Source organism: Streptomyces canus (genome assembly GCF_030816965.1).
In the GTDB taxonomy this organism is placed as follows: domain Bacteria; phylum Actinomycetota; class Actinomycetes; order Streptomycetales; family Streptomycetaceae; genus Streptomyces; species Streptomyces canus_E.
Genome location: NZ_JAUSYQ010000002.1, coordinates 4,645,962 through 4,664,784, shown reverse-complemented (window position 1 = coordinate 4,664,784; position 18,823 = coordinate 4,645,962). Strand labels below are relative to the sequence as shown.

18 protein-coding genes and 1 pseudogene are annotated in these 18,823 nt (G+C 70.9%); 12 read left to right on the top strand and 7 right to left on the bottom strand.

Features of this window, described 5'->3' with window-relative positions:
- The first annotated feature begins 15 nt into the window (after positions 1-15).
- The 4 genes from QF027_RS22335 (at position 16) to QF027_RS22320 (ending at position 5,296) form a co-directional block, all read left to right on the top strand.
- Positions 16-2,241, top strand: a complete 2,226-nt coding sequence (locus tag QF027_RS22335; protein WP_307076560.1) for an aminoglycoside phosphotransferase family protein — start codon at positions 16-18, stop codon at positions 2,239-2,241.
- A gap of 104 nt (positions 2,242-2,345) precedes the next feature.
- The gene (locus QF027_RS22330) at positions 2,346-2,555 is read left to right on the top strand and encodes a hypothetical protein (protein ID WP_307076558.1); all 210 of its coding nucleotides are present in this window, start codon (positions 2,346-2,348) and stop codon (positions 2,553-2,555) included.
- Between the two features lie 30 nt (positions 2,556-2,585).
- Positions 2,586-3,194 carry a TetR family transcriptional regulator gene (locus QF027_RS22325; protein WP_306979488.1) on the top strand — a complete coding sequence of 203 codons (609 nt, stop codon included), beginning with the start codon at positions 2,586-2,588 and terminating at the stop codon, positions 3,192-3,194.
- Positions 3,195-3,250: 56 nt separating this feature from the next.
- A complete protein-coding gene (locus QF027_RS22320; RefSeq protein WP_307076556.1) occupies positions 3,251-5,296 on the top strand; it encodes a HelD family protein in 2,046 nt (681 codons plus the stop codon).
- An 80-nt stretch (positions 5,297-5,376) separates the two neighbouring features.
- Here QF027_RS22320 and QF027_RS22315 read toward each other — a convergent pair whose 3' ends face one another.
- The gene (locus QF027_RS22315) at positions 5,377-6,228 is read right to left on the bottom strand and encodes a nitroreductase/quinone reductase family protein (RefSeq protein ID WP_307076554.1); all 852 of its coding nucleotides are present in this window, start codon (positions 6,226-6,228) and stop codon (positions 5,377-5,379) included.
- Between the two features lie 193 nt (positions 6,229-6,421).
- Between QF027_RS22315 and QF027_RS22310 the strand changes: the two are divergent.
- The 3 genes and pseudogenes from QF027_RS22310 (at position 6,422) to QF027_RS22300 (ending at position 8,350) form a co-directional block, all read left to right on the top strand.
- Positions 6,422-7,046: pseudogene (locus QF027_RS22310) on the top strand (RraA family protein).
- Between the two features lie 23 nt (positions 7,047-7,069).
- Positions 7,070-7,561: an HAD domain-containing protein gene (locus QF027_RS22305; RefSeq protein WP_307076552.1), complete on the top strand. Its 492-nt coding sequence runs from the start codon at positions 7,070-7,072 to the stop codon at positions 7,559-7,561.
- A gap of 63 nt (positions 7,562-7,624) precedes the next feature.
- Positions 7,625-8,350: a class I SAM-dependent methyltransferase gene (locus tag QF027_RS22300; RefSeq protein WP_307076550.1), complete on the top strand. Its 726-nt coding sequence runs from the start codon at positions 7,625-7,627 to the stop codon at positions 8,348-8,350.
- A 378-nt stretch (positions 8,351-8,728) separates the two neighbouring features.
- Here the strand turns inward: QF027_RS22300 and QF027_RS22295 are convergent, their stop codons facing one another.
- Positions 8,729-9,469 (bottom strand): VOC family protein, encoded by a 741-nt coding sequence (locus QF027_RS22295; protein WP_307076548.1) that lies wholly within the window; start codon positions 9,467-9,469, stop codon positions 8,729-8,731.
- Positions 9,470-9,619: 150 nt separating this feature from the next.
- Here QF027_RS22295 and QF027_RS22290 point away from each other — a divergent pair, with 150 nt between their 5' ends.
- From QF027_RS22290 to QF027_RS22280, 3 genes are all read left to right on the top strand, one after another.
- Positions 9,620-10,144: a helix-turn-helix domain-containing protein gene (locus QF027_RS22290; RefSeq protein WP_306979524.1), complete on the top strand. Its 525-nt coding sequence runs from the start codon at positions 9,620-9,622 to the stop codon at positions 10,142-10,144.
- Positions 10,145-10,227: 83 nt separating this feature from the next.
- Complete coding sequence (locus tag QF027_RS22285) at positions 10,228-10,908, top strand: hypothetical protein (protein ID WP_307076546.1); 681 nt, start codon at positions 10,228-10,230, stop codon at positions 10,906-10,908.
- A 144-nt stretch (positions 10,909-11,052) separates the two neighbouring features.
- Positions 11,053-11,391, top strand: a complete 339-nt coding sequence (locus tag QF027_RS22280; protein WP_280858520.1) for a DUF2516 family protein — start codon at positions 11,053-11,055, stop codon at positions 11,389-11,391.
- A 130-nt stretch (positions 11,392-11,521) separates the two neighbouring features.
- Here the strand turns inward: QF027_RS22280 and QF027_RS22275 are convergent, their stop codons facing one another.
- From QF027_RS22275 to QF027_RS22265, 3 genes are all read right to left on the bottom strand, one after another.
- Complete coding sequence (locus tag QF027_RS22275) at positions 11,522-12,817, bottom strand: PP2C family protein-serine/threonine phosphatase (RefSeq protein WP_306979529.1); 1,296 nt, start codon at positions 12,815-12,817, stop codon at positions 11,522-11,524.
- A gap of 341 nt (positions 12,818-13,158) precedes the next feature.
- A complete protein-coding gene (locus QF027_RS22270; protein WP_307076544.1) occupies positions 13,159-14,232 on the bottom strand; it encodes a C40 family peptidase in 1,074 nt (357 codons plus the stop codon).
- Positions 14,233-14,549: 317 nt separating this feature from the next.
- Positions 14,550-15,380 (bottom strand): class I SAM-dependent methyltransferase, encoded by an 831-nt coding sequence (locus QF027_RS22265; protein ID WP_307076542.1) that lies wholly within the window; start codon positions 15,378-15,380, stop codon positions 14,550-14,552.
- A gap of 212 nt (positions 15,381-15,592) precedes the next feature.
- On the opposite strand from QF027_RS22265, the gene mshA reads away from it, so the two are divergent.
- Together mshA and QF027_RS22255 are read left to right on the top strand one after the other, a co-directional pair.
- The gene (mshA, locus tag QF027_RS22260; protein WP_306979535.1) at positions 15,593-16,930 is read left to right on the top strand and encodes a D-inositol-3-phosphate glycosyltransferase; all 1,338 of its coding nucleotides are present in this window, start codon (positions 15,593-15,595) and stop codon (positions 16,928-16,930) included.
- A complete protein-coding gene (locus tag QF027_RS22255) occupies positions 16,923-17,423 on the top strand; it encodes a YbjN domain-containing protein (protein ID WP_306979537.1) in 501 nt (166 codons plus the stop codon). Before mshA ends, QF027_RS22255 begins: the two co-directional genes overlap by 8 nt.
- Before the next feature lie 26 nt (positions 17,424-17,449).
- Here QF027_RS22255 and QF027_RS22250 read toward each other — a convergent pair whose 3' ends face one another.
- Together QF027_RS22250 and QF027_RS22245 are read right to left on the bottom strand one after the other, a co-directional pair.
- Positions 17,450-17,947, bottom strand: coding sequence for a hypothetical protein (locus QF027_RS22250; RefSeq protein ID WP_306979539.1), 498 nt, complete (start codon positions 17,945-17,947; stop codon positions 17,450-17,452).
- A 24-nt stretch (positions 17,948-17,971) separates the two neighbouring features.
- Entirely contained in the window at positions 17,972-18,820 is an 849-nt protein-coding gene (locus QF027_RS22245; protein WP_306979541.1) for a helix-turn-helix transcriptional regulator, read from the bottom strand.
- Positions 18,821-18,823: the final 3 nt, after the last annotated feature.

Below are 18,823 nucleotides of genomic sequence, written 5' to 3'. Positions count from 1 at the left end.
TGCTCAGGAGTGCCCGTGGGTGGTCCATCCGGGCCCGCTGCCGCGTTCGCGGGGCGGGCGGCCCGCGAGGCGCTCGGTGAGCTGGTCTCCCACGCCAGGTCCGCGGGGAGGCTCACCCGCGGTCACCACAACCTGAACTACATTGTTCCGCCGCCCTCCTGGCTTGATCAGCTGACGGATCTCAAGTTCATCATGGTGCGTGAGCGTCAGCGCTCCGCGTTGCCGGTGGTGATCCGGACCTGGCAGGACGAAGCGGAGATCCTCAAGGCGATCGGCGGCGTTCTCCCCCATGTGCCGCGGTGCCTGTCGAAGTACGGCGACATCGCGGTCATGAGTTACGTCGACGGCGTCCCTCTGTCGAGCGTCTGCCCCAACGGCAAGCCCGTGGACCAGCATCTGGTCCGGGCCCTCGCCGAACTGCTGGCGGACATGACACAGGTCGGCCGCAAGGAGCTGCCCCCCCTGCCGCAGTCCTGGCCCCGGTCCAGCCGGGACAGCCGGGCCTTTCTGCGCACGCTGGCCCTGGCCACGGAAACGCAGGTCCGCCAGCGCAACTGGGCCAGGTTCGGCGGACTGTTCGCGATGCTGGGCATCCCCGAGGACGCCATGGTGCGGTTCGCGCAGCGCGTGCCCGCGATGATCAGCCGCCCTTTCAGCCTCCTCCACACGGACCTGCACCGCGACAACGTCATCGTGTCGTACGAGTCGGGTCCCCCGCTGATCTGCGTCGACTGGGAACTTGCCACGTACGGCGACCCGCTGCACGACCTCGCCACCCATCTGGTGCGCATGGGCTACCCGAAGGGACAGTGGGACGAGGCTGTCCACACTTGGCGCTCGGCGATGGCACTGAGGCGCCCCAAGGCCGTCAACGGCCTGGAGCGCGACCTGCGGCACTATGTGGCCTTCGAGCGCGCCCAGTCGGTCTACCCGGACGTGATGCGCGCCGCCACATCTCTGGGTGAATCGTTCGACCAGAAGGACCTGGACGCCGCGACCGAGGCGGTGTACTGGGCGTTGCAAGCGGCCGAGGAGCCCCTTCGGCTGAAGAACGTTCCGGACGAGAAGGCCATCGAGCGCATTCTTTTCCGCTGGAACGTTTCCCACGGCAAGCGCCACAGCCGTGACCGTGCGGTCTCGTCGATCTCCTGGGTACGTGATCCCAGGGTCCCCGAGCATCCGAAGTTCCCGGCGGCGGCCGTGCAGGAAGCGCTCTTCGAGGAGGGCGCCGCCTCGGCCGACCGAGTGTTCAAGGGGACGGCACATCTCAGTACGGCGGTGCGGGTGGAAGGCGTGCCGTACCCGGTGATGGTGCGGCGCAAGGTGGGAGCCGGCAACTCACGGGAGCGTCGGTTCCTGAACGAGCACGTCGTGCTGCGGGCGATCGAGGACTCGGGCGTGGCGGTGCGCGCGCCGCGCGTACTGGCGTTGGGAACCAGTGAACTCGGAGACCAGTTCACCATCCACTCCTTCGAGGGTTCGGAGGGTGAGATCCGGTATCCCGATCACCCCGCGAGCGGTCTTCTGCCGCACGAGGCGGACGACCTCGTGAACCAGCTCCACGCCCTCACAGAGGTCGACTGCGCGAAGCTTGCGGAGGACAGGTACGCACCGGTCGCGGGGTTCCATGAGCAACTGTGCGGCGAACTGATCCGGATGGTGTCGGAACTGCCGAAGGAGACACTTCAGCTGGCGGGGCAACTCGGCCTTCCCACGAGCAGCTTCCGCCTCGAACAGCTTCTCCGCCGGCACGTGGTGACCCCTCGACGTGCCGTACTTCTCCACGGAGACCTCAACCCGTGGAACATGATCCGCCGGGAGGACGGCACGGGACTGACCCTGATCGACTGGGAGATGGCGATGGTGGGCGACCCTCTGTACGACCTCGTCCGCCACATGCACCTGACGCCGACCCTCCCCGAGATCCGAACGCGCATGTTCGACCGCTGGTCGCAGCTGCTGCCGGAGGACTGCACGAGGGGCTGGCGTCTCGACTGGCGCGTCTACCGCCGGATCGAGACCGTGCGCTCTGCATATGTGGACCTGGACCGGCTGGTGACCCGGGACAGTCTTGAAGCCCCCAACGTCAGCCGCGCGGTGGACACATACGCCATGACTCTGACCGCGGCCACTGCGACGCTGGGGATCAGGTCCAAGTCGACGGCCAAGCCGTACCTCGCGCTTGCGCTCCCGCATGTGGATCAGGAGAAGGCGCCGGCCGGGAGTCCCTCAGGGGCATGACCCAGAAGCCGGTCTGCGAGGCGACATGAGGTGTTTCGCGAGTTCGGCATCCCAGCTCACGGGCCGAGTGACCCAATTCCCGGTTCCTCACGCGATTGGCCCTCGTGCGCAAGGACGCACTGCCCTCGCCGCCGGCTGAGTGGTCGCGCAACGAGAGGGACAGCCGGGCCTGTCTGGACCCGCTCGTGCGGCATGCGAAGCAGCGGATGTTCATCCCCGACCGGACTGCGATGACCCTGTCCGCCGCCACGGGCTCTCTGGGGCTGCGCAGGCGTGTCGTGCCGAGGGCGCCCGCCTCGCTCAGGGCGTCCTGACTGCCGGCCCCGGTGCGTAGGCTCACGACCATGAATGACCTCGGCCTGCGCCAGCGCAAGAAGCAGCGGATGTACGAGACCCTGTCGGAGATCGCCATCCGTCTCTTCCTGGAGAAGGGCTTCGACGCCGTCTCCGTGGCCGAGATCGCCGCCGCCGCCGAGGTCTCCAAGCCCACCCTCTTCCGGTACTTTCCGGCCAAGGAGGACCTCGTCCTCCACCGGATCGCCGATCACGAGGACGAGGCCGCGCGGGTCGTGGTGCAGTCGGACGAGGCGCCCCTCGTCGCCCTGCGGCGGCACTTCCTCGAAGGGCTGGAGCGGGACGACCCCGTCACCGGGCTCAACGATCACCCCAATGTCCTCGCCTTTCACTCGCTTCTCTACGGCACCCCCGCCCTCGTCGCCCGTGCCCACGGGCACCTGGAGCGGCAGGAGGCCGCGCTCGCCGAGGCACTCGGCGGGGATCTCGACGCGCGGCTGGCCGCCGGGCAGATCATCGCCGTGCGGCGGATTCTCGCCATGGAGAACTGGCGGCGGATCTCGGCGGGGGAGCGCTCGGAGGACGTGCGGGGGGATGCCGTGGCCGCGGCCGAGCGGGCCTTCGGGGTGCTGGCGGACGGGTTGCCGTGGCTCACCTGAGTAAGATCGAGTAAAAAATTTAACCCGGTTTTATTTTCTCGCGTACGCTCGTCACCATGACGTCAGCCGACCCCGCTCCGAACCCCGCCCTGAAAGAGGCCCTCCACCGCGAGCGCATCCACCACGACCGTTGCCGCACCGCCCTCGCCGCCATGATCGACGGAGCCCAGGAGCAGGTCGTCGTCGGCGAGGACGTCTCCGCCTCCGGGGCGGACGCCGAGGTGCTCGGGTATCAGCTGCGTAGTCAGGCCAAGGAGATGCGGGAGCTGCCCGAAGGACCTCTGTTCTTCGGGAAGCTGGAGTTCGACCACGGCGATCATGCCGGGCAGGCGTATCACCTGGGCCGGCTGCGGATCACCGAGCATCCCGCCGCCCCGCCCCTCGTCGTCGACTGGCGCGCGCCCGTCTCCCGCGCCTTCTATCAGGCGAGCGCCCGCGATCCGCAGGGCGTCGCCGTGCGGCGGCGGTTCGGGTGGGCGCCGGGGAGCAAGGGGGAGTCCGCCGATCTCACCGGGCTGGAGGACGAGCACCTCCGGGACGGCGGGCCGCCGCAGGTCAGCGACATCGTCACCCGCGAGATCGAACGGCCCCGCGTCGGCCCCATGCGGGACATCGCCGCGACGATCCAGCCCGAGCAGGACGATCTCGTACGAGGGGACCTCGCCGTCTCCGTATGCGTCCAGGGGGCTCCCGGGACCGGCAAGACCGCCGTCGGGCTGCACCGGGCCGCCTATCTCCTCTACACGCACCCGCAGCGGATGCGGCGCGGCGGGCTCCTCGTCCTCGGGCCCAACCGGACCTTCCTCTCCTACATCGCGCAGGTGCTGCCCGCGCTCGGCGAGACCGGCGTACGGCAGTCCACACTGCAGGACGAGATCGCCCGCCACCCGGTCACCGCCACCGACGCCCACCCCACCGCCGTCCTCAAGCACGACCCCCGGATGGCCGCGGTGCTGCGCCGGGCGCTGTACGCACGCGTGTCGAGCGAGGGCGTCCACTCCCTCGACGTTCCGGATGGTTCGTACCGGTGGCGGGTCGGCGCGGAGGAACTCACGCGGATCGTGGCGGACGTACGACAGGAGGAGCCGCCGTACGGTATCGGGCGGGAGCGGGTGCGCAGCCGGGTGGTGCGGAGTGTGCAGCTGCAAGCCGAGCGGCGGGCCGGGCCGCAGAGCGGTGCGTGGGTGCAACGGGTCTCGCGGTCCCGGGTGCTCGGGGCGTTCCTCGACGCCGTGTGGCCCAAGGCGCGGCCCGAGGAGATCGTGGCCGAACTGCTCGGTGACCGCGAGGAGTTGGCGGCCGCCGCCGACGGGATCCTCGACTCCGAGGAGCAGAGGAACCTGCTGTGGACCAAGCCGCCGCGGTCGTGGAAGTCGGCGCGCTGGTCGGCGGCCGATCTGGTGCTGCTCGACGAGGTCGCCGGGCTCGTGGAGCATCCCGAGAGCTACGGCCATCTCGTCGTGGACGAGGCGCAGGACCTGTCTCCCATGGAGTGCCGGGCGATCGCCCGCCGGGCCCGTTTCGGGTCGGTCACCGTGCTCGGTGACCTGGCGCAGGGGACCACGCCCTGGGCGGCCCGCTCGTGGCACACCGTCCTGCGCCATCTCGGCAAGCCGGACGCGGCCGTCGTACCGCTGACCATCGGGTTCCGTGTCCCGCAGGCCGTCGTCCAGCTCGCCAACCGGCTTCTCGGGCAGCTGGATGTGGCGGTGCCGGAGGGGCGATCCCTGCGCGGGGACGGGGAGTTGAGGATGCGCCCCACATCCCTGGACGCCCTGCCGGACGCGGTCGTGGACGCCGTACGGGAATCCCTCGCACACGAGGGGTCCGTGGGGGTCGTCGCCGCCGACGCCGATGTGGAACGCGTACGGCAGGCCCTCGACGCGGCCGGGATCGTCGCGGCCGGACCGGACGAGCTCGGTGCGCGGGTGAGCGTCGTACCGGCCGGTGCGGTCAAGGGGCTTGAGTACGACCATGTCGTGGCCGTCGAGCCGGCCGCGATCGCGGAGGCGGAGGAGCGCGGGCTGCACCGGCTGTATGTCGTGCTGACCCGGGCGGTGTCGCGGCTGGTCGTGGTGCACGGGCGGCCGCTGCCGTTCTAGCGCGGTGGCGGCCGTCCGTGGGAGCCGGGTGGGGGCCGCCCGTGGACAGCCCACCTGATGGCGGGCCGCCCGTGGGCGGGTCAGGCGCGGTCGAGGAGCGGGATCAACTGCTCTTCCTCGTACGTCAGATGGGCCTCCAGCTCGGTCGTCAGGCGGTCGACCTCCGTGCGGACGAAATCGACGTCGGTGCCGGAGAGCGCTTCACGCAACTCCTCGACCAGGGCCGCGATGTGCTCATGCTCGGAGCGCAGGCGGTCGATGGCCGGAGCCGCCTCCGGGTGGCGGTCGGCCAGGAACGGGAACATCGCCACGTCCTCGCCGGTGTGGTGATTGTGCAGGCCCTGGCAGAACGTCAGGCAGTTGACCCGCAGTTGCGCGCCGAGGGTGCTGCCTCCGTCGCTCCTGGAAACCAACTCCGTTCGGATGAGGGCGAGTTCGCGGCGGAAGGCGTCGTGGACGAGCCTGATGGCCTCGCCCGGGGACGAGGCGTTGATGTTCGGCGGGCCCGGGCGGGCGATCTCGTGCAGGGCGACCACGGGGAGGACGCGGTCGGTCTTCTCCTGGTACGCGGCCCAGCCGCGGTCCGACTCCACGGCCCGTGCGAAGGCCCGGTCGCGCTCCTCGCCCGCCAGGACGACTGCCTTCGCCTCGTACGTGAACACCCCGCTCTCGACGGTGACGTGAGGGTGCGCGACGAGGTTGCGGTACCAGTCGGGGTGGCGGGGCGAGCCGCCCGCCGAGGCGATCACGAGGATGCGGTCGCCGCCGTCGGGGAGGTAGCCGACGGGGGTGGTGTGCGGGGTGCCGGTGCGGGCGCCGGTGGTGGTGAGGAGGATCAGGCGGCCGCCCTCGAAGGGCCCGCCGACCCGGCCGTGGTGGGCGCGGAACTCGTCGATGATCCGCCGGTTGAAGTCCTGGATGGGGTTGGGCACTCTCTCTGCTCTCTCTGGTCTCCGGTCATTTCCTGGACGACTCAGAGAAAGCGGCGGACTCCTGGCCCTCCCCCACTCTCGACTGCGCTCGAGCGGGGGGACCCCCATCGGCCTCACTCAGAGGCCGGGCACCCAACTCGCTCACGGCGCAAGGCCGACCCGGCAGTCATGTACACACGGTAACGTCCGGGGCGTGATCGAGACCACCGAGTTTGCGGACATTCCCACGACCACCTTGGCCGATCTGCTCGGTCGGGACCAGGTCATGGACATCGGGATCCGGCCACTGTGGGGGCCGGTGCCGAGGATGGCGGGGCCGGCCTTCACCGTACGGTGCCCTCCCGGCGACAACCTCATGCTGCACGCCGCGATCCACCGGGCACCGGCCGGCTCGGTCATCGTGGTCGAGTCGGGGGACCTCGACCACGCCCTGGCCGGCGGGAACGTGTGCGCGGTCGCGCAGCGGCGGGGTATCGCAGGGCTCGTGGCCGACGGGCTGATCCGCGACCTCGCCGAGGTGCGGGAGGCCGGTTTCCCGGTGTTCGCCCGAGGGGTCATCCCGATCCCGGGCGCGAAGAAGGCCGTGGCGCCGCTGGGCGGGCGGGTGCGGTGCGGCGGGGTGCGGGTCGAGGCCGGGGACGTGGTGGTCGCCGACGAGGAGGGGGTCGTGGCCGTCCCCCGCCGCGCGCCGGTCCGACGTCCTCGCCGCTGCCCGCACCAAGCTGGCGAAGGAGGCGGTCGAGACGCTTGCCGCGTGGGAGGCGGCGCATCGGGCGCGTATCGACGAGATCCTCGCGGAGGCCGGGTTCGAGGGGTGAAGGATGAGGGATGGAGGCTGAGCGTGCTTCTCTTCCTGGACATCGACGGGACACTGCTGCCGTTCGGGGCGACGGGGCCGTATCCCCTGTACGAGCCGGCCTTTCCGCCCGCCGCGGCCGGCACCGGCCATCCGCTGCTGCCCCGTGTCGATCCCGCGCTCGGCGCGCGTCTGACGTCGCTGGGCTGTGCGCTGGTGTGGGCCACGACCTGGGGGGACGACGCCAACACCGCTCTGGCCCCCTGGCTCGGACTGCCCCGGCTGCCGTTCGTGGACTGGCCGGACTCGGACGACGACGAGACGACCGGCCTGCACTGGAAGACCCGCCCTCTCGTCTCCTGGGCGGCCGGACGACCGTTCGTCTGGGTCGACGACGAGATCACCGACGCCGACCGGGTCTGGGTGGCCTCCCATCATCCCGAACGGGCTCTCCTGCACCGAGTGGATCACCAAGTGGGACTCACCGAAGGGGACTTCGCGGTGCTGGAGGAGTGGCTGACGAGAGGCGGGCGGTGACGGTGACGGTGACCGGACGATATCGGGTGGTCGGCCGGGCCCCGCTCCCCTACGGTCGCCCGCATGGCTGACGAAGGCTTCACCCATCCACGGCTCGCCGCGATCTACGACGCGCTTGAAACCGATCGCAGCGACCTCGACGCGTATCTCCGGATGGTGGAGGAGTTCGGGGCGCGGCGGGTGCTGGACATCGGCTGTGGGACGGGGGTGTTCGCGCTGTTGCTGGCCGGGCGGGGAATCGAGGTGGTGGGGGTCGACCCCGCCCTCGCCTCGCTCGACGTGGCCCGGGGGAAGCCGGGGAGTGAGCGGGTTCGCTGGATCCATGGGGACGCGTCCGAACTTCCGCCGCTGCGCATCGACCTGGTGACCATGACGGCCAACGTCGCCCAGCAGATCGTAGAAGCGGATGCCTGGCGCGAGACGCTGCGGGGTGCCTACACGGCGCTACGGCCCGGTGGGCGGCTGGTGTTCGAGACGCGGGACCCTGCACGGCGGGCCTGGGAGGAGTGGCACCGGGAGGCGTCGTACGCCGTGACGGACGTGCCGGGTGCCGGAGCGGTGGAGAACTGGGTCGAAGTGACCGGCGTGGACGGGCAGTTGGTGACGTTCCGATGGAGCTATGTGTTCGCCGCGGACGGGCGGACACTGACCTCGGACTCGACCTTGCGCTTCCGGGAGCGGGGGGAGATCGAGGCGGAGCTGGTCGCGCGGGGGTTCGTGGTGGAGGACGTACGGGATGCGCCGGACCGGCCGGGCAAGGAACTGGTCTTCGTGGCGCGGCGCCCCTGAACCTAGTGCTGAAGCGGCTCAGTCGGACAGGCAGCCGCGCGCTCCTGCTGCGCGCTGAAGTCGCGTCGGCAGGGGCACCCAGCGGCGGGGGGGGGGCGTGGCCGTCGACCGCGTCCCGCCCGTCGCTGATCCGCAGACCCGCCCCGGCGCAGCAGTAGGCGAGGACGTCGGCGCCGTAGGGGAACGCGTGCTTGCGCTGCCAGAAACGGAAGGTCCAGTAGGCGTCCGGGTCCACCCCGTAGGCGGTGGTCCCCGCCGATATCGCCCGCAGCACGGCGTCATCGCTCGGCATGTACCCGTTCTGTGCGATCACACAGCCGCCGGGGGCACCATCGGGAACTTGCTCACCGGTGTCGGCCGACCAGGGACGCCCCCCCGTCAGGACGGAGAGAGGACGCAGAACTCGTGGCCCTCCGGGTCGGACAGACATGTCCACGGGACGTCGCCCTGGCCGAGGTCGAGGTCGGTGGCGCCCAGGGCACGCAGCCGGGCCACCTCCGCCGCCTGGTCGTCACCGGAGTGCGGCAGCAGGTCGAGATGGACGCGGTCCGGCACGCTCTTCGCGTCGGGCGTGCGGAGGAACTCGAGGTACGGGCCGACGCCCTCGGCGGAGCGCAACGACGCCTGATCGTCGGTCACTTCGTACAGGGTCCAGTCCGTCGCCGCGCCCCAGAACCGGGCCATGGCCCGCGGATCCGCGCAGTCGACCACCACCGCGGCGATCGGCCCGGTGTCCCGGTAGACCTCGCGAGGCTCCAGCACACAGAACTCGTTGCCCTCCGGGTCGGCGAGGACCGCCCACGGCACCTCGCCCTGGCCCACGTCGACGGGCGTCGCGCCAAGCGCCTCCAGGCGCGCGACCAGCTCCGCCTGATGGGCCGCGGAGGTGGTGGCGAGATCGAGGTGCACACGGTTCTTCGTCGCCGTCTTGGCGTCCGGGACGGGAACGACGTCGATGCCGACACCGACCGGGTCCGGCCACACGAGTCCGCCCGCGGGGCCGACGTAGGTGGTCACACCGGGGCGGTAGGCATTCCAGCCGAGCGCCTCCGCCCAGAACCGGCCGACCGCCGGCCCGTCAAGAGCCTTGATGTTCACCTGAACCGGTCGCAGCGCCATATCGGCGATCCTATGCACCACCCCTCGTGAGCTCGGACAGCCGCTTCCCGGGTCGCTGTTCTTGCGTGGCGCCTCTCCAAACGAGTGGCGCGACACACTATTGCAAGCGCCTGCTTGCAATAGTTAGCGCGGGTGGTGCACAGTGGGGACATGGCATCGCTCAACGTCGGCAATCTCGGTGAATACCTGCGTGAACAGCGGCGCACCGCGCAGCTGTCGCTCAGGCAGCTCGCCGATGCCGCCGGGGTGTCCAATCCGTATCTGAGCCAGATCGAGCGCGGGCTGCGCAAGCCGAGCGCGGAGGTGTTGCAGCAGGTCGCCAAGGCCCTGCGGATCTCCGCCGAGACCTTGTATGTGCGGGCCGGCATCCTCGACGCCGAGCGGGACCGGGACGACGTGGAGACACGTGCGGCCATCCTCGCCGATCCCACGCTCAACGAGCGGCAGAAGCAGGTGCTGCTCCAGATCTACGAGTCCTTCCGCAAGGAGAACGGCTTCGAGATCGCCCCGCCGGACGCGGCACCCGCCGCGCAGAGCGACGGTACGGCGGACACCCGGGAGGCCCTTCGGGACAGCGACGTCCAGGACAGTGACGTACTGGACGACGACACCGCCGTAGAAGACCCCCGCACCACCGACGGCAGCGACGCCGACCCGCACCGGACGGCCAGTTGAGGCGCGACACGCCTCACAGCACGCCGACTGGCGCCGCGGGACCCAAAACCCTCATCAGAAAGCGATCCGGGAGGACCACCACCATGGCCATCACCGACGACATCCGCAAGGCCGTCACGGACCCGACCCCGCTCTACTTCCTCGCCGGCGCCGGTGACCTCGCCCTCCAGGAGGCCAAGAAGGTGCCCGGCCTGGTGGAGCAGCTGCGCGCCGAGGCGCCGGCCCGTATCGAGGCCGTGCGCGGCACCGACCCGAAGGCGGTCCAGGAGAAGGCCCAGGCCCGTGCCAAGGAGGCCGGCGCCAAGGTCAAGGAGACGCAGGAGACCCTCCAGACCAAGGTCGGTGAGTTCATCACCAACCTGGACGGGGACATCAAGAAGCTCGGCACCACCCTCGACGCGGACCTGAAGAAGCTCGGCGAGTCCGCCCAGGACTTCGCCCTGCGCGGCGTCGGCGTCGCCGCCGAGTACGCCGTCAAGGCCCGCGAGACCTATGAGAAGGTCGCCGAGCACGGCGAGCAGGCCGTCAAGACCTGGCGTGGCGAGGCCGCCGAGGAGATCGAGGAACTGGCCATCGCCGTCGAGCCGAACGCCGAGCCGGGCGAGGTCAAGAAGCAGGCGACCGCGACGCCGGCCGCGAAGCCCACCCCGGCCACGGTCGCTGTCCCGGCCCCGGCGAAGAAGACGACCACCACCACCGCCACCGCCAAGAAGGCCACCCCGCGCAAGACCACGGCGAAGAAGACGACCCCGCCCGCCAAGTAAGGCACCGCGGGACACTTCAGGACTCAGGGCCGGGCACTTACCGAGTGCCCGGCCCGTTCTGCGGGTAGCGGACTCGCGGGAGCGGGTACGGTGACCGCGTAATCGCGAAATGACGAGCCGAGTCAGGTGGTGGACGTTGTGCTGATGCAGGGGTTCGCAGGCTTCATGTGGCTGCTGAGCATGGCCCTGATCGTTTTCAGCGGCTTCGCGCTGTTCGACGCTGCCATCCGCCGTGAGGACGCCTACCGCGCGGCCGACAAGAAGACCAAGCCCTTCTGGCTGATCATCCTCGGGCTCGCCTTCGTGGTGAACCTGATCTTCAACATCCTGTCGTTCCTGCCGATCATCGGCCTCATCGCGACGATCGTCTACATGGTCGACGTACGCCCGGCCATCCGCGCCCTCCCGGGCGGCGGCCGCAGCGGTGGGGGCAGGGGTTCGAGCAGCGACGGTCCTTACGGCCCGTACAACGGCGGCAGGTGATCATGCGGGCCGAGGGCGGCGCCCCTCAAGGGGCGCGGGCCGTGTCGCTGTGCGGCTCCGCCGCGTGGACGCGACCAGCCACCACGCACCTGCGGCCGGCACACGACAGCCACCCCTACGGCGCGAACCGCTAACCCTCCCGGTCGAGCAGCAGCACCGCCACGTCGTCCGCCAACTCGCCCCCGTTCAGCGAGCGCACCTCGTTCACCGCGGCCCGCAGCAGCGCCTCGCCGCGCAGCCCTTCGGACAGCTGGCGACGGATCATGGCGACCATTCCGTCCTGCCCCAGCCGCTCGCCGCCCTCTCCGACACGCCCCTCGATCAGCCCGTCGGTGTAGAGCATCAGACTCCACTCGGCCCCCAGCTCCACCTGCATCCGCGGCCACCGGGCCCCCGGCAGCAGGCCCAGCGCGGGTCCGTTGTTGTCGTACGGCAGCAGCCGGGCGGGCCGCCCCGGCCGGGCCACCAGCGGCGACGGGTGCCCGGCGAGACACAGCCCCGCCCGCCGCCCGTCGGGCGCGATGTCGACCGTGCACAGCGTCGCGAAGATCTCGTCGTCGGAGCGCTCGTGCTCCAGCACCTGCTGCAGCGTGCCGAGCAGCTCGTCCCCGCACAGTCCCGCCAGGGTCAGCGCACGCCAGGCGATCCGCAGCTCCACGCCGAGCGCCGCCTCATCGGGGCCGTGCCCGCAGACGTCGCCGATCATCGCGTGGACGGTCCCGTCGGGAGTCCGTACGACGTCGTAGAAGTCACCGCCGAGCAGCGCACGCGACCGGCCGGGCCGGTATCGCGCGGCGAACCGCAGCGACGACCCCTGCAGCAGCGGTGTGGGCAGCAGCCCGCGCTCCAGGCGCCGGTTCTCCTGCGCCCGCACCCGTCCCTCGGCGAGCCTGCGCTCCGCCGTGTCGGAACGTTTCCGCTCCACCGCGTACCGGATCGCCCGGCTCAGCAACCGTCCGTCCAGCTCGTCCCGGAAGAGATAGTCCTGGGCGCCCACCCGCACCGCCTCCGCACCGCGCTCGGCGTCGCCGGACGCGGTGAGCGCGAGGACGGCGTGCCGGGGTGCGAGCTCCAGGACATGACGGAGTACGGCGAGCTCGTCGTCGTCGGAGCGGCCGGGCGCGGGCAGCGCGAGGTCGAGCAGGATGCAGTGCACGTCGTCCGTGAGCAGCCGCTCCGCCTCGGTGAGGTTGCGGGCGGTGCGGACGCGGATCGGCTTGCCGGCCGAGTCCAGGAGTTCGGGGACGACTGTGGACCCGCCGGGATCGTCCTCGATCACCAGCAGGCTCAGTTGGGTGGTGGCGTTGTTGTCGACCGTGGCTTCCTTGCGCGGGGCTTCCTTGGAGGGGGCGTCCTTCGGTGCGGCCGGCGCCTGACCACTTTCCACGGCCGGGATCGCTCGCTGCCGCGGTATGGGTACGGGCATGGTCTCGGATTCCTTCCCTCCCCCCGAGGGCACGGTGGAGCGAGGGACCTCGATCCACCGACGGGGACCATAGCGGGTGCCGGGGCGGGAAAGGAATGGCGTAAGACACGACGCTTGGCCGGTGGCCACTGTCATATGCCGCGTTATCCACCGCAGTTGGACAGATGGCGCGTGCTGCGGGGATGACGAACGTCACGTTCGCGGAAGGTTTGCGGGGCCGTCAGGCGTGCCCCGCATCACATGTTCCGGGTCTCACCTGATCCCAGGCCTCACCTGATCCCAGGCCTCACTTGATCCCAGGTCTCACTTGATCCAGGTCGCGCTCGGTCGCGCGGCGGCGCTCACGCGTCCGGCCGCACCACTCCGAGTATCGGCATCGACCCCGCCCCGGCGATCGTCACCGTCCGTCCCGGCCGCGGCGCGTGCACGATCGCGCCCTCGCCGAGATACATCGCCACATGGCTGGCGTCGTCGAAGTAGATGATCAGGTCCCCGGGCCGCATGTCCTTGACGTCGACGTGCTTGAGCTGCTTCCACTGCTCCTGCGAGGTGCGCGGAATGGGTTTGCCGGCGCTCGCCCAGGCCTGTGAGGTCAGTCCTGAACAGTCGTACGAGTCAGGGCCCTCGGCGCCCCATTCGTACGGTTTGCCCATCTGGGTCGTAGCAAAGGCGACCGCGATCTTCCCGGCCGCGCTCGCCTTGCCGTCGATCTCGTCGAGGATGCCGGAGTCCAGCCAGGCGGTCTGCGCCTGATGAGCGGCCTGCTCCTCCAGTTCGGCGAGGCGCTTCTTCTCCTGCTCCTCCAGCTGGGACTCGAGCTCCTCGGCCGCCGCGATCTGCTGCTGGACCTTCTTCTTGGCCGTCGCCTTCGCCTTGCGGTTCGCCTCCAGCTTCGTCCACTGCGCGGAGGCGTCGTCGGCGTACTGCTTCAAGTCCTGCTGGGTCCGGGTCAGTTCCGCGATGAGCGCCTTGGTGGCGCGCTGTCCCTGCAGCACGCGGCCGGTGTTGTCCAGGAACTGCTGCGGATCGTCGCTCAGCATCAGCTGCGCCTCGTCCGACAGCCCGTAGCTGCGGTACTGGGCGGCGGCCGCGGCGCCCGCGCGGGCCTTCAGCTTCGCCAGCTTCTCCTGGCCCTTGACGATCTTCTGGGCCAGCGCGACGATCTGCGCCGACTGCTGCTCGGCCTTCTCCTCGGCGGCGTTGTAGGCGTCGGTGGCGACGGCCGCGTCGTGATAGAGCGCGTCGAGCTGCCGGCGTACGGCTTCGATGTCCCTGTTGGTCACCGCGGTCGGCGAAGTCGTGGGGCTGGGGGTCGGACTCGGGGCGGCGAAGGCGGTACCCGGTGCCGCCAGCACGGCTACCGCGCCGATCACGGTCACGGCCGTGGTGATCAGACCGCGCTTGCCCGTTCCCATACCCCTGCCCCCAAAGCTGATTTACCGTCAGTAACTTACGGTGCTCGGGGGATCGTGCCACGTCATGGCCGAAAGCGACAGAGGCGGGCCTGCCCGGCGTTTCCCTTCACGACCTGGCGCTTCCCGGTGCATCCCCCTCTCCCCGCCCCCCCCGAAGACGATCTCCCCGCCTTTGTGACGAACGACTCACACAGATCGTTCCCCGCAGGTCACCCCGGAGGGGTTCACCCGCCAGGCGCACCGGAGTTCACGCGTGCGGTGCTCCCCGCGGCGCACCGGAGTTCACGCGTGCGGCGCTCCCCGCGGCGCGCCGGAGCTCACGTGTGCGGCACCAGGCGCGGTGCCAACGCCCCCCACGCCACCGTCACTTCCCCCTGCCGCCACCGCGAAGGCCCGTCCACCACCGGCCAGTCGGCCGTCAGGTCCCGTACCGTCCGGATCCACCGCTGCCGGGCGCCGTACGACGCGTAGGGCGCGGCGGCCGCCCACGCGCGGTCGAAGTCGCGCAGGAAGGAGTGCACCGGCTCGCCCGGGACGTTGCGGTGGATCAACGCCTTCGGCAGCCGCTCGGCGAGGTCGGAGGGCCGCTCCAGCGAGCCCAGCCGGGTCGCGAAGGTGACCGTCCGCGGTCCCTCCGGACCGAGCGCGACCCATACGTGCCGACGCCCGATCTCGTCGCAGGTCCCCTCGACGAGCAGCCCGCCGCGCGACCCCCGCGCCGGATCGGCCGGCGCCAGCCGGGCACACAGCCGCTCCCATACGGCGGCCACCTCGGCCTCGTCGTACTGGCGCAGCACATTGGCCGCCCGGACGAGCAGCGGCCGCTGGGCGACCGGGATCTCGAAGCCGCCGTGCCGAAAGACGAGCCCCTCCCGCTCGTACGGTTTCGCCGCCGCCACCCGGGCCGGTTCGATCTCGACACCGACCACACGCGTGCGTGGAGCTTCCGCACGGAGCCGGGCGAGCAGCTCGACGGCGGTCCAGGGCGCGGCGCCGTACCCGAGATCGACGGCGACCGGATCGCCGGCGCGACGCAGCTCGGCGCCGTGTGCGGCCGCGATCCAGCGATCCATGCGGCGCAGCCGGTTGGGGTTGGTCGTCCCGCGCGTGACCGTGCCCACAGGACGGGAGGCGGCGCGGGATGTCATGCCTATGAGGGTATGCGGCGGGCGACGGGCCACCGCTCGCTCTCCCGGACCGCGCCGCGACGCACCCCGTCCTCGAACGGTTGAGCGAAATACGGTAATGCCTCGGCAAAAACCGCCCCGCACGGAATGGGAATGCCGACTTCCGGTGTTGCCTCCCTCGGAGGGTCCCCACGACCTGCGTCCGGCATGTCCGCAGCAAGGAGGAACGCCACGTGAGCCAGTACGTCAGCAGGCTCCAGCGTCGCTCCCAGGCCGCACCCCACCGGTTGCGCCTGCACCGCCGCCCCCGCCGCGTCGCCATGCTCTCCGTGCACACCTCACCGCTCCACCAGCCCGGCACCGGCGACGCGGGCGGCATGAACGTCTACATCGTCGAACTCGCCCAGCGCCTCGCCGCGATCAACATCGAGGTCGAGATCTTCACGCGCGCGACGGCGGGCGGTCTCCCGCCGACCGTCGAGATGGCCCCCGGCGTCCTGGTCCGCCACATCGACGCGGGCCCCTATGAGGGCCTCAACAAGGAGGACCTCCCCGCCCAGCTGTGCGCCTTCACCCACGGTGTGATGCAGGCCTGGGCCCGCCACCGCCCGGGCCACTACGACCTGGTCCACTCGCACTACTGGCTCTCCGGCCACGTCGGCTGGCTCGCCGCCCAGCGGTGGGGCACCCCGCTCGTGCACGCCATGCACACCATGGCCAAGGTCAAGAACGCCAACCTCGCCGACGGCGACACCCCCGAGCCCGCCGCCCGGGTCATCGGCGAGACCCAGATCGTCGCCGCCGCCGACCGCCTCATCGCGAACACCGCCGAGGAGCGCGAGGAACTCGTACGGCACTACGCCGCCGATCCCGCCAAGGTCGCCGTCGTCCACCCCGGCGTGAACCTCGAGCGCTTCCGCCCGGCGGACGGCCGAGCGGCGGCCCGAGCCCGTCTCGGTCTGCCCCAGGACGCCCTGATCCCGCTCTTCGCGGGCCGCATCCAGCCCCTGAAGGCCCCGGACATCCTCCTGCGGGCCGTGGCGGTGTTGCTCGACCAGCGCCCCGACCTGCGCTCCCGCATCCTCGTCCCGGTCGTCGGCGGCCTCAGCGGCAGCGGCCTCGCCAAACCCGAGGGCCTGCAGAAACTGGCCTCCCGCCTCGGCATCGCGGATGTCGTACGGTTCCACCCGCCCGTCGGCCAGGAGCAACTCGCCGACTGGTTCCGGGCCGCGTCCGTGCTGGTCATGCCTTCCTACAGCGAGTCCTTCGGCCTGGTCGCCATAGAGGCCCAGGCGGCCGGCACCCCGGTGCTCGCGGCGGCGGTCGGCGGGCTGCCGGTGGCCGTGGCCGACGAACGCACCGGTTTCCTCGTACGCGGACACGATCCGGCCGCCTACGCGCGCGTGCTGCGCGATTTCGCCGACAACCCGGCGCTCACGCCCCGCATGGGCGAGGCGGCCGCGCGGCACGCCCAGTCCTTCGGCTGGGACACCGCCGCCGCGGCGACGGCGGACGTGTACGTGGCCGCGGCCCAGTCGTACCGGCGTCACGTACGCTCCCACCATGGCTGAGGCAGAGAAGGCAGCGCAGGTCATCGAGGGCGTCCTCAAGGACGCCGAGGTCGAGTGGGAGAGCCCCGCACCCGGCAACTACGTCGTGCAGCTCCCCGGTACCCGCAAGCTGAAGACGACCGTCTCGCTTCTGGTCGGCCGCCACTCGCTGTCGCTGAACGCCTTCGTCATCCGCCACCCCGACGAGAACGAAGCCGGCGTCCACCGCTGGCTCCTGGAGCGCAACCTCAAGCTGTACGGCGTCAGTTACGCCGTCGACCGGCTCGGTGACGTCTACGTCGCCGGCAAGCTGCCCCTCGCCGCGGTCACCGCCGACGAGGTCGACCGCCTCCTGGGCCAGGTCCTGGAGGCGGCCGACGGCAGCTTCAACACCCTGCTGGAGCTGGGTTTCGCCACCGCGATCCGCAAGGAGTACGAGTGGCGCGTGGCCCGGGGCGAGTCGACGCGCAACCTGGACGCCTTCGCCCATCTGACCCAGCGCGCGCAGGACTGACAGCGGGGGTTTCCGCGGTCCTGGGCCTAGTTGGGCGGAAGCGACTCGGTGGGCTGAGGACCGTCGGTCGGCTCTTCGGTCCCGCCGGGATCCCCGGGCGCGGCCGGCTTGTCCAGCTGGTCCGCGAAGGCCCGCAGCGCGTCGGCGAGTTCCTTCTTGGTGGGCAGCTCGTCGACCTTCTTGTCGAGCTCGGCGATACGGCGGTTGAGCTCCGCCAGCTCGCTCGGGGCGGAGGGTTCGTCGGTGACCGGGGGTTCGTCGGGGGACGTGGAGGTCGGGCTGGGATCGGAACCGCCGGTGGAGCTCTCGTCGCCGCCACCGACCGTGCCGCCGTCGGTGCCACCACTGCCGCCGACCGTGCCTTCGTCCGGCGGGAGGCTGGTCGACACGCTCGGCTCGGCGCTGGGCTCGTCGTCGGAGTTCGCGGCGAGGGCGCCGCCGACGCTGAGGGCGACCAGGGCGGCCGCGCCCGCAACGGCCACGGAGAGACGTCTGAACGGTAAGGAGTTCTGTCTGTCATCCATGCCGACGACGCTAATCGGTGTCGATCACCGGACGGATACCTTCCGTCGAACTCCTGTCTCATCCGGCCTGGAGCTGTTGCGATAGCGCCCCGGCGTCACCCCCACCAGCCGCTTGAAGTGCCGGGTGAGATGGGCCTGGTCGTGGAAACCGGTGAGCGCGGCGACCTCGGCGGGACCCTGCCCCGCGAGCAGCAGACGCCGGGCCCGGCCGACACGGCGGGAGGTGAGGTACTGGTGCGGCGCGATGCCGTAAGCGGCACTGAACGCCCGTACGAGATGCGCCGGATGAGCCTGGACCACCCCTGCCGCCTCCTCCAGCGACAGCCCCTCCACGACCCGCTCGTCGAGGAGTTCGCGCAGCCGGCGGGCGAGGGCGGGATCGCGGCGTGCGGGCCCGTCGTGCAGCGGCGGCCGCAGGAGCGTCCTGAGCCGGTCGCCGATGAGCGTCAGCCTGCTCTCCGCCTCGAACTCCTCACCGGGCCTGGTCAGCGCCGCGTGCAACTGCCCCACCCGCTGCCGCAGTACGGGATCACGCAGATCGGGGCCGTCGACGGCGGGCCCGATGAGCTCGTCGCCGAGATGGGTGCCGTCGAGATAGACGACCCGCTTGCGGAAGCCGTCCGGCGACACGGGCGAGCCGTTGTGCGGGACGTGCGGCGGCAGCAGCGACACGGTGTCGTCCGGCGTGCCGTGCTCGTGCCGGTCGAGGTCGTACCGTACGGCCCCGTCGTCCACGATGAGCAGCGTCCACGCCTCGTGCACATGCATCGGATACGCGTACTCGGTGAAGTGGGCGTGGAAGACCTCGGTGACGCCCGGAACGGCGGGGCGCCACGCGGTGACCTCCTGCGCGGGCATGGTTCTGGCCGCCATGCA

Excerpts from the sequence above, each read along its gene's own strand:
- QF027_RS22265 (WP_307076542.1), bottom strand. The coding sequence starts at position 15,380 with ATGACATCCCGCGCCGCCTCCCGTCCTGTGGGCACGGTCACGCGCGGG.
- QF027_RS22290 (WP_306979524.1), top strand. The coding sequence starts at position 9,620 with ATGGCATCGCTCAACGTCGGCAATCTCGGTGAATACCTGCGTGAACAG.
- QF027_RS22250 (WP_306979539.1), bottom strand. The coding sequence starts at position 17,947 with ATGGATGACAGACAGAACTCCTTACCGTTCAGACGTCTCTCCGTGGCC.
- QF027_RS22300 (WP_307076550.1), top strand. The coding sequence starts at position 7,625 with ATGGCTGACGAAGGCTTCACCCATCCACGGCTCGCCGCGATCTACGAC.
- QF027_RS22285 (WP_307076546.1), top strand. The coding sequence starts at position 10,228 with ATGGCCATCACCGACGACATCCGCAAGGCCGTCACGGACCCGACCCCG.
- QF027_RS22325 (WP_306979488.1), top strand. The coding sequence starts at position 2,586 with ATGAATGACCTCGGCCTGCGCCAGCGCAAGAAGCAGCGGATGTACGAG.
- QF027_RS22245 (WP_306979541.1), bottom strand. The coding sequence starts at position 18,820 with ATGGCGGCCAGAACCATGCCCGCGCAGGAGGTCACCGCGTGGCGCCCC.
- QF027_RS22280 (WP_280858520.1), top strand. The coding sequence starts at position 11,053 with ATGCAGGGGTTCGCAGGCTTCATGTGGCTGCTGAGCATGGCCCTGATC.
- QF027_RS22270 (WP_307076544.1), bottom strand. The coding sequence starts at position 14,232 with ATGGGAACGGGCAAGCGCGGTCTGATCACCACGGCCGTGACCGTGATC.
- QF027_RS22255 (WP_306979537.1), top strand. The coding sequence starts at position 16,923 with ATGGCTGAGGCAGAGAAGGCAGCGCAGGTCATCGAGGGCGTCCTCAAG.
- QF027_RS22275 (WP_306979529.1), bottom strand. The coding sequence starts at position 12,817 with ATGCCCGTACCCATACCGCGGCAGCGAGCGATCCCGGCCGTGGAAAGT.
- QF027_RS22320 (WP_307076556.1), top strand. The coding sequence starts at position 3,251 with ATGACGTCAGCCGACCCCGCTCCGAACCCCGCCCTGAAAGAGGCCCTC.
- QF027_RS22295 (WP_307076548.1), bottom strand. The coding sequence starts at position 9,469 with ATGGCGCTGCGACCGGTTCAGGTGAACATCAAGGCTCTTGACGGGCCG.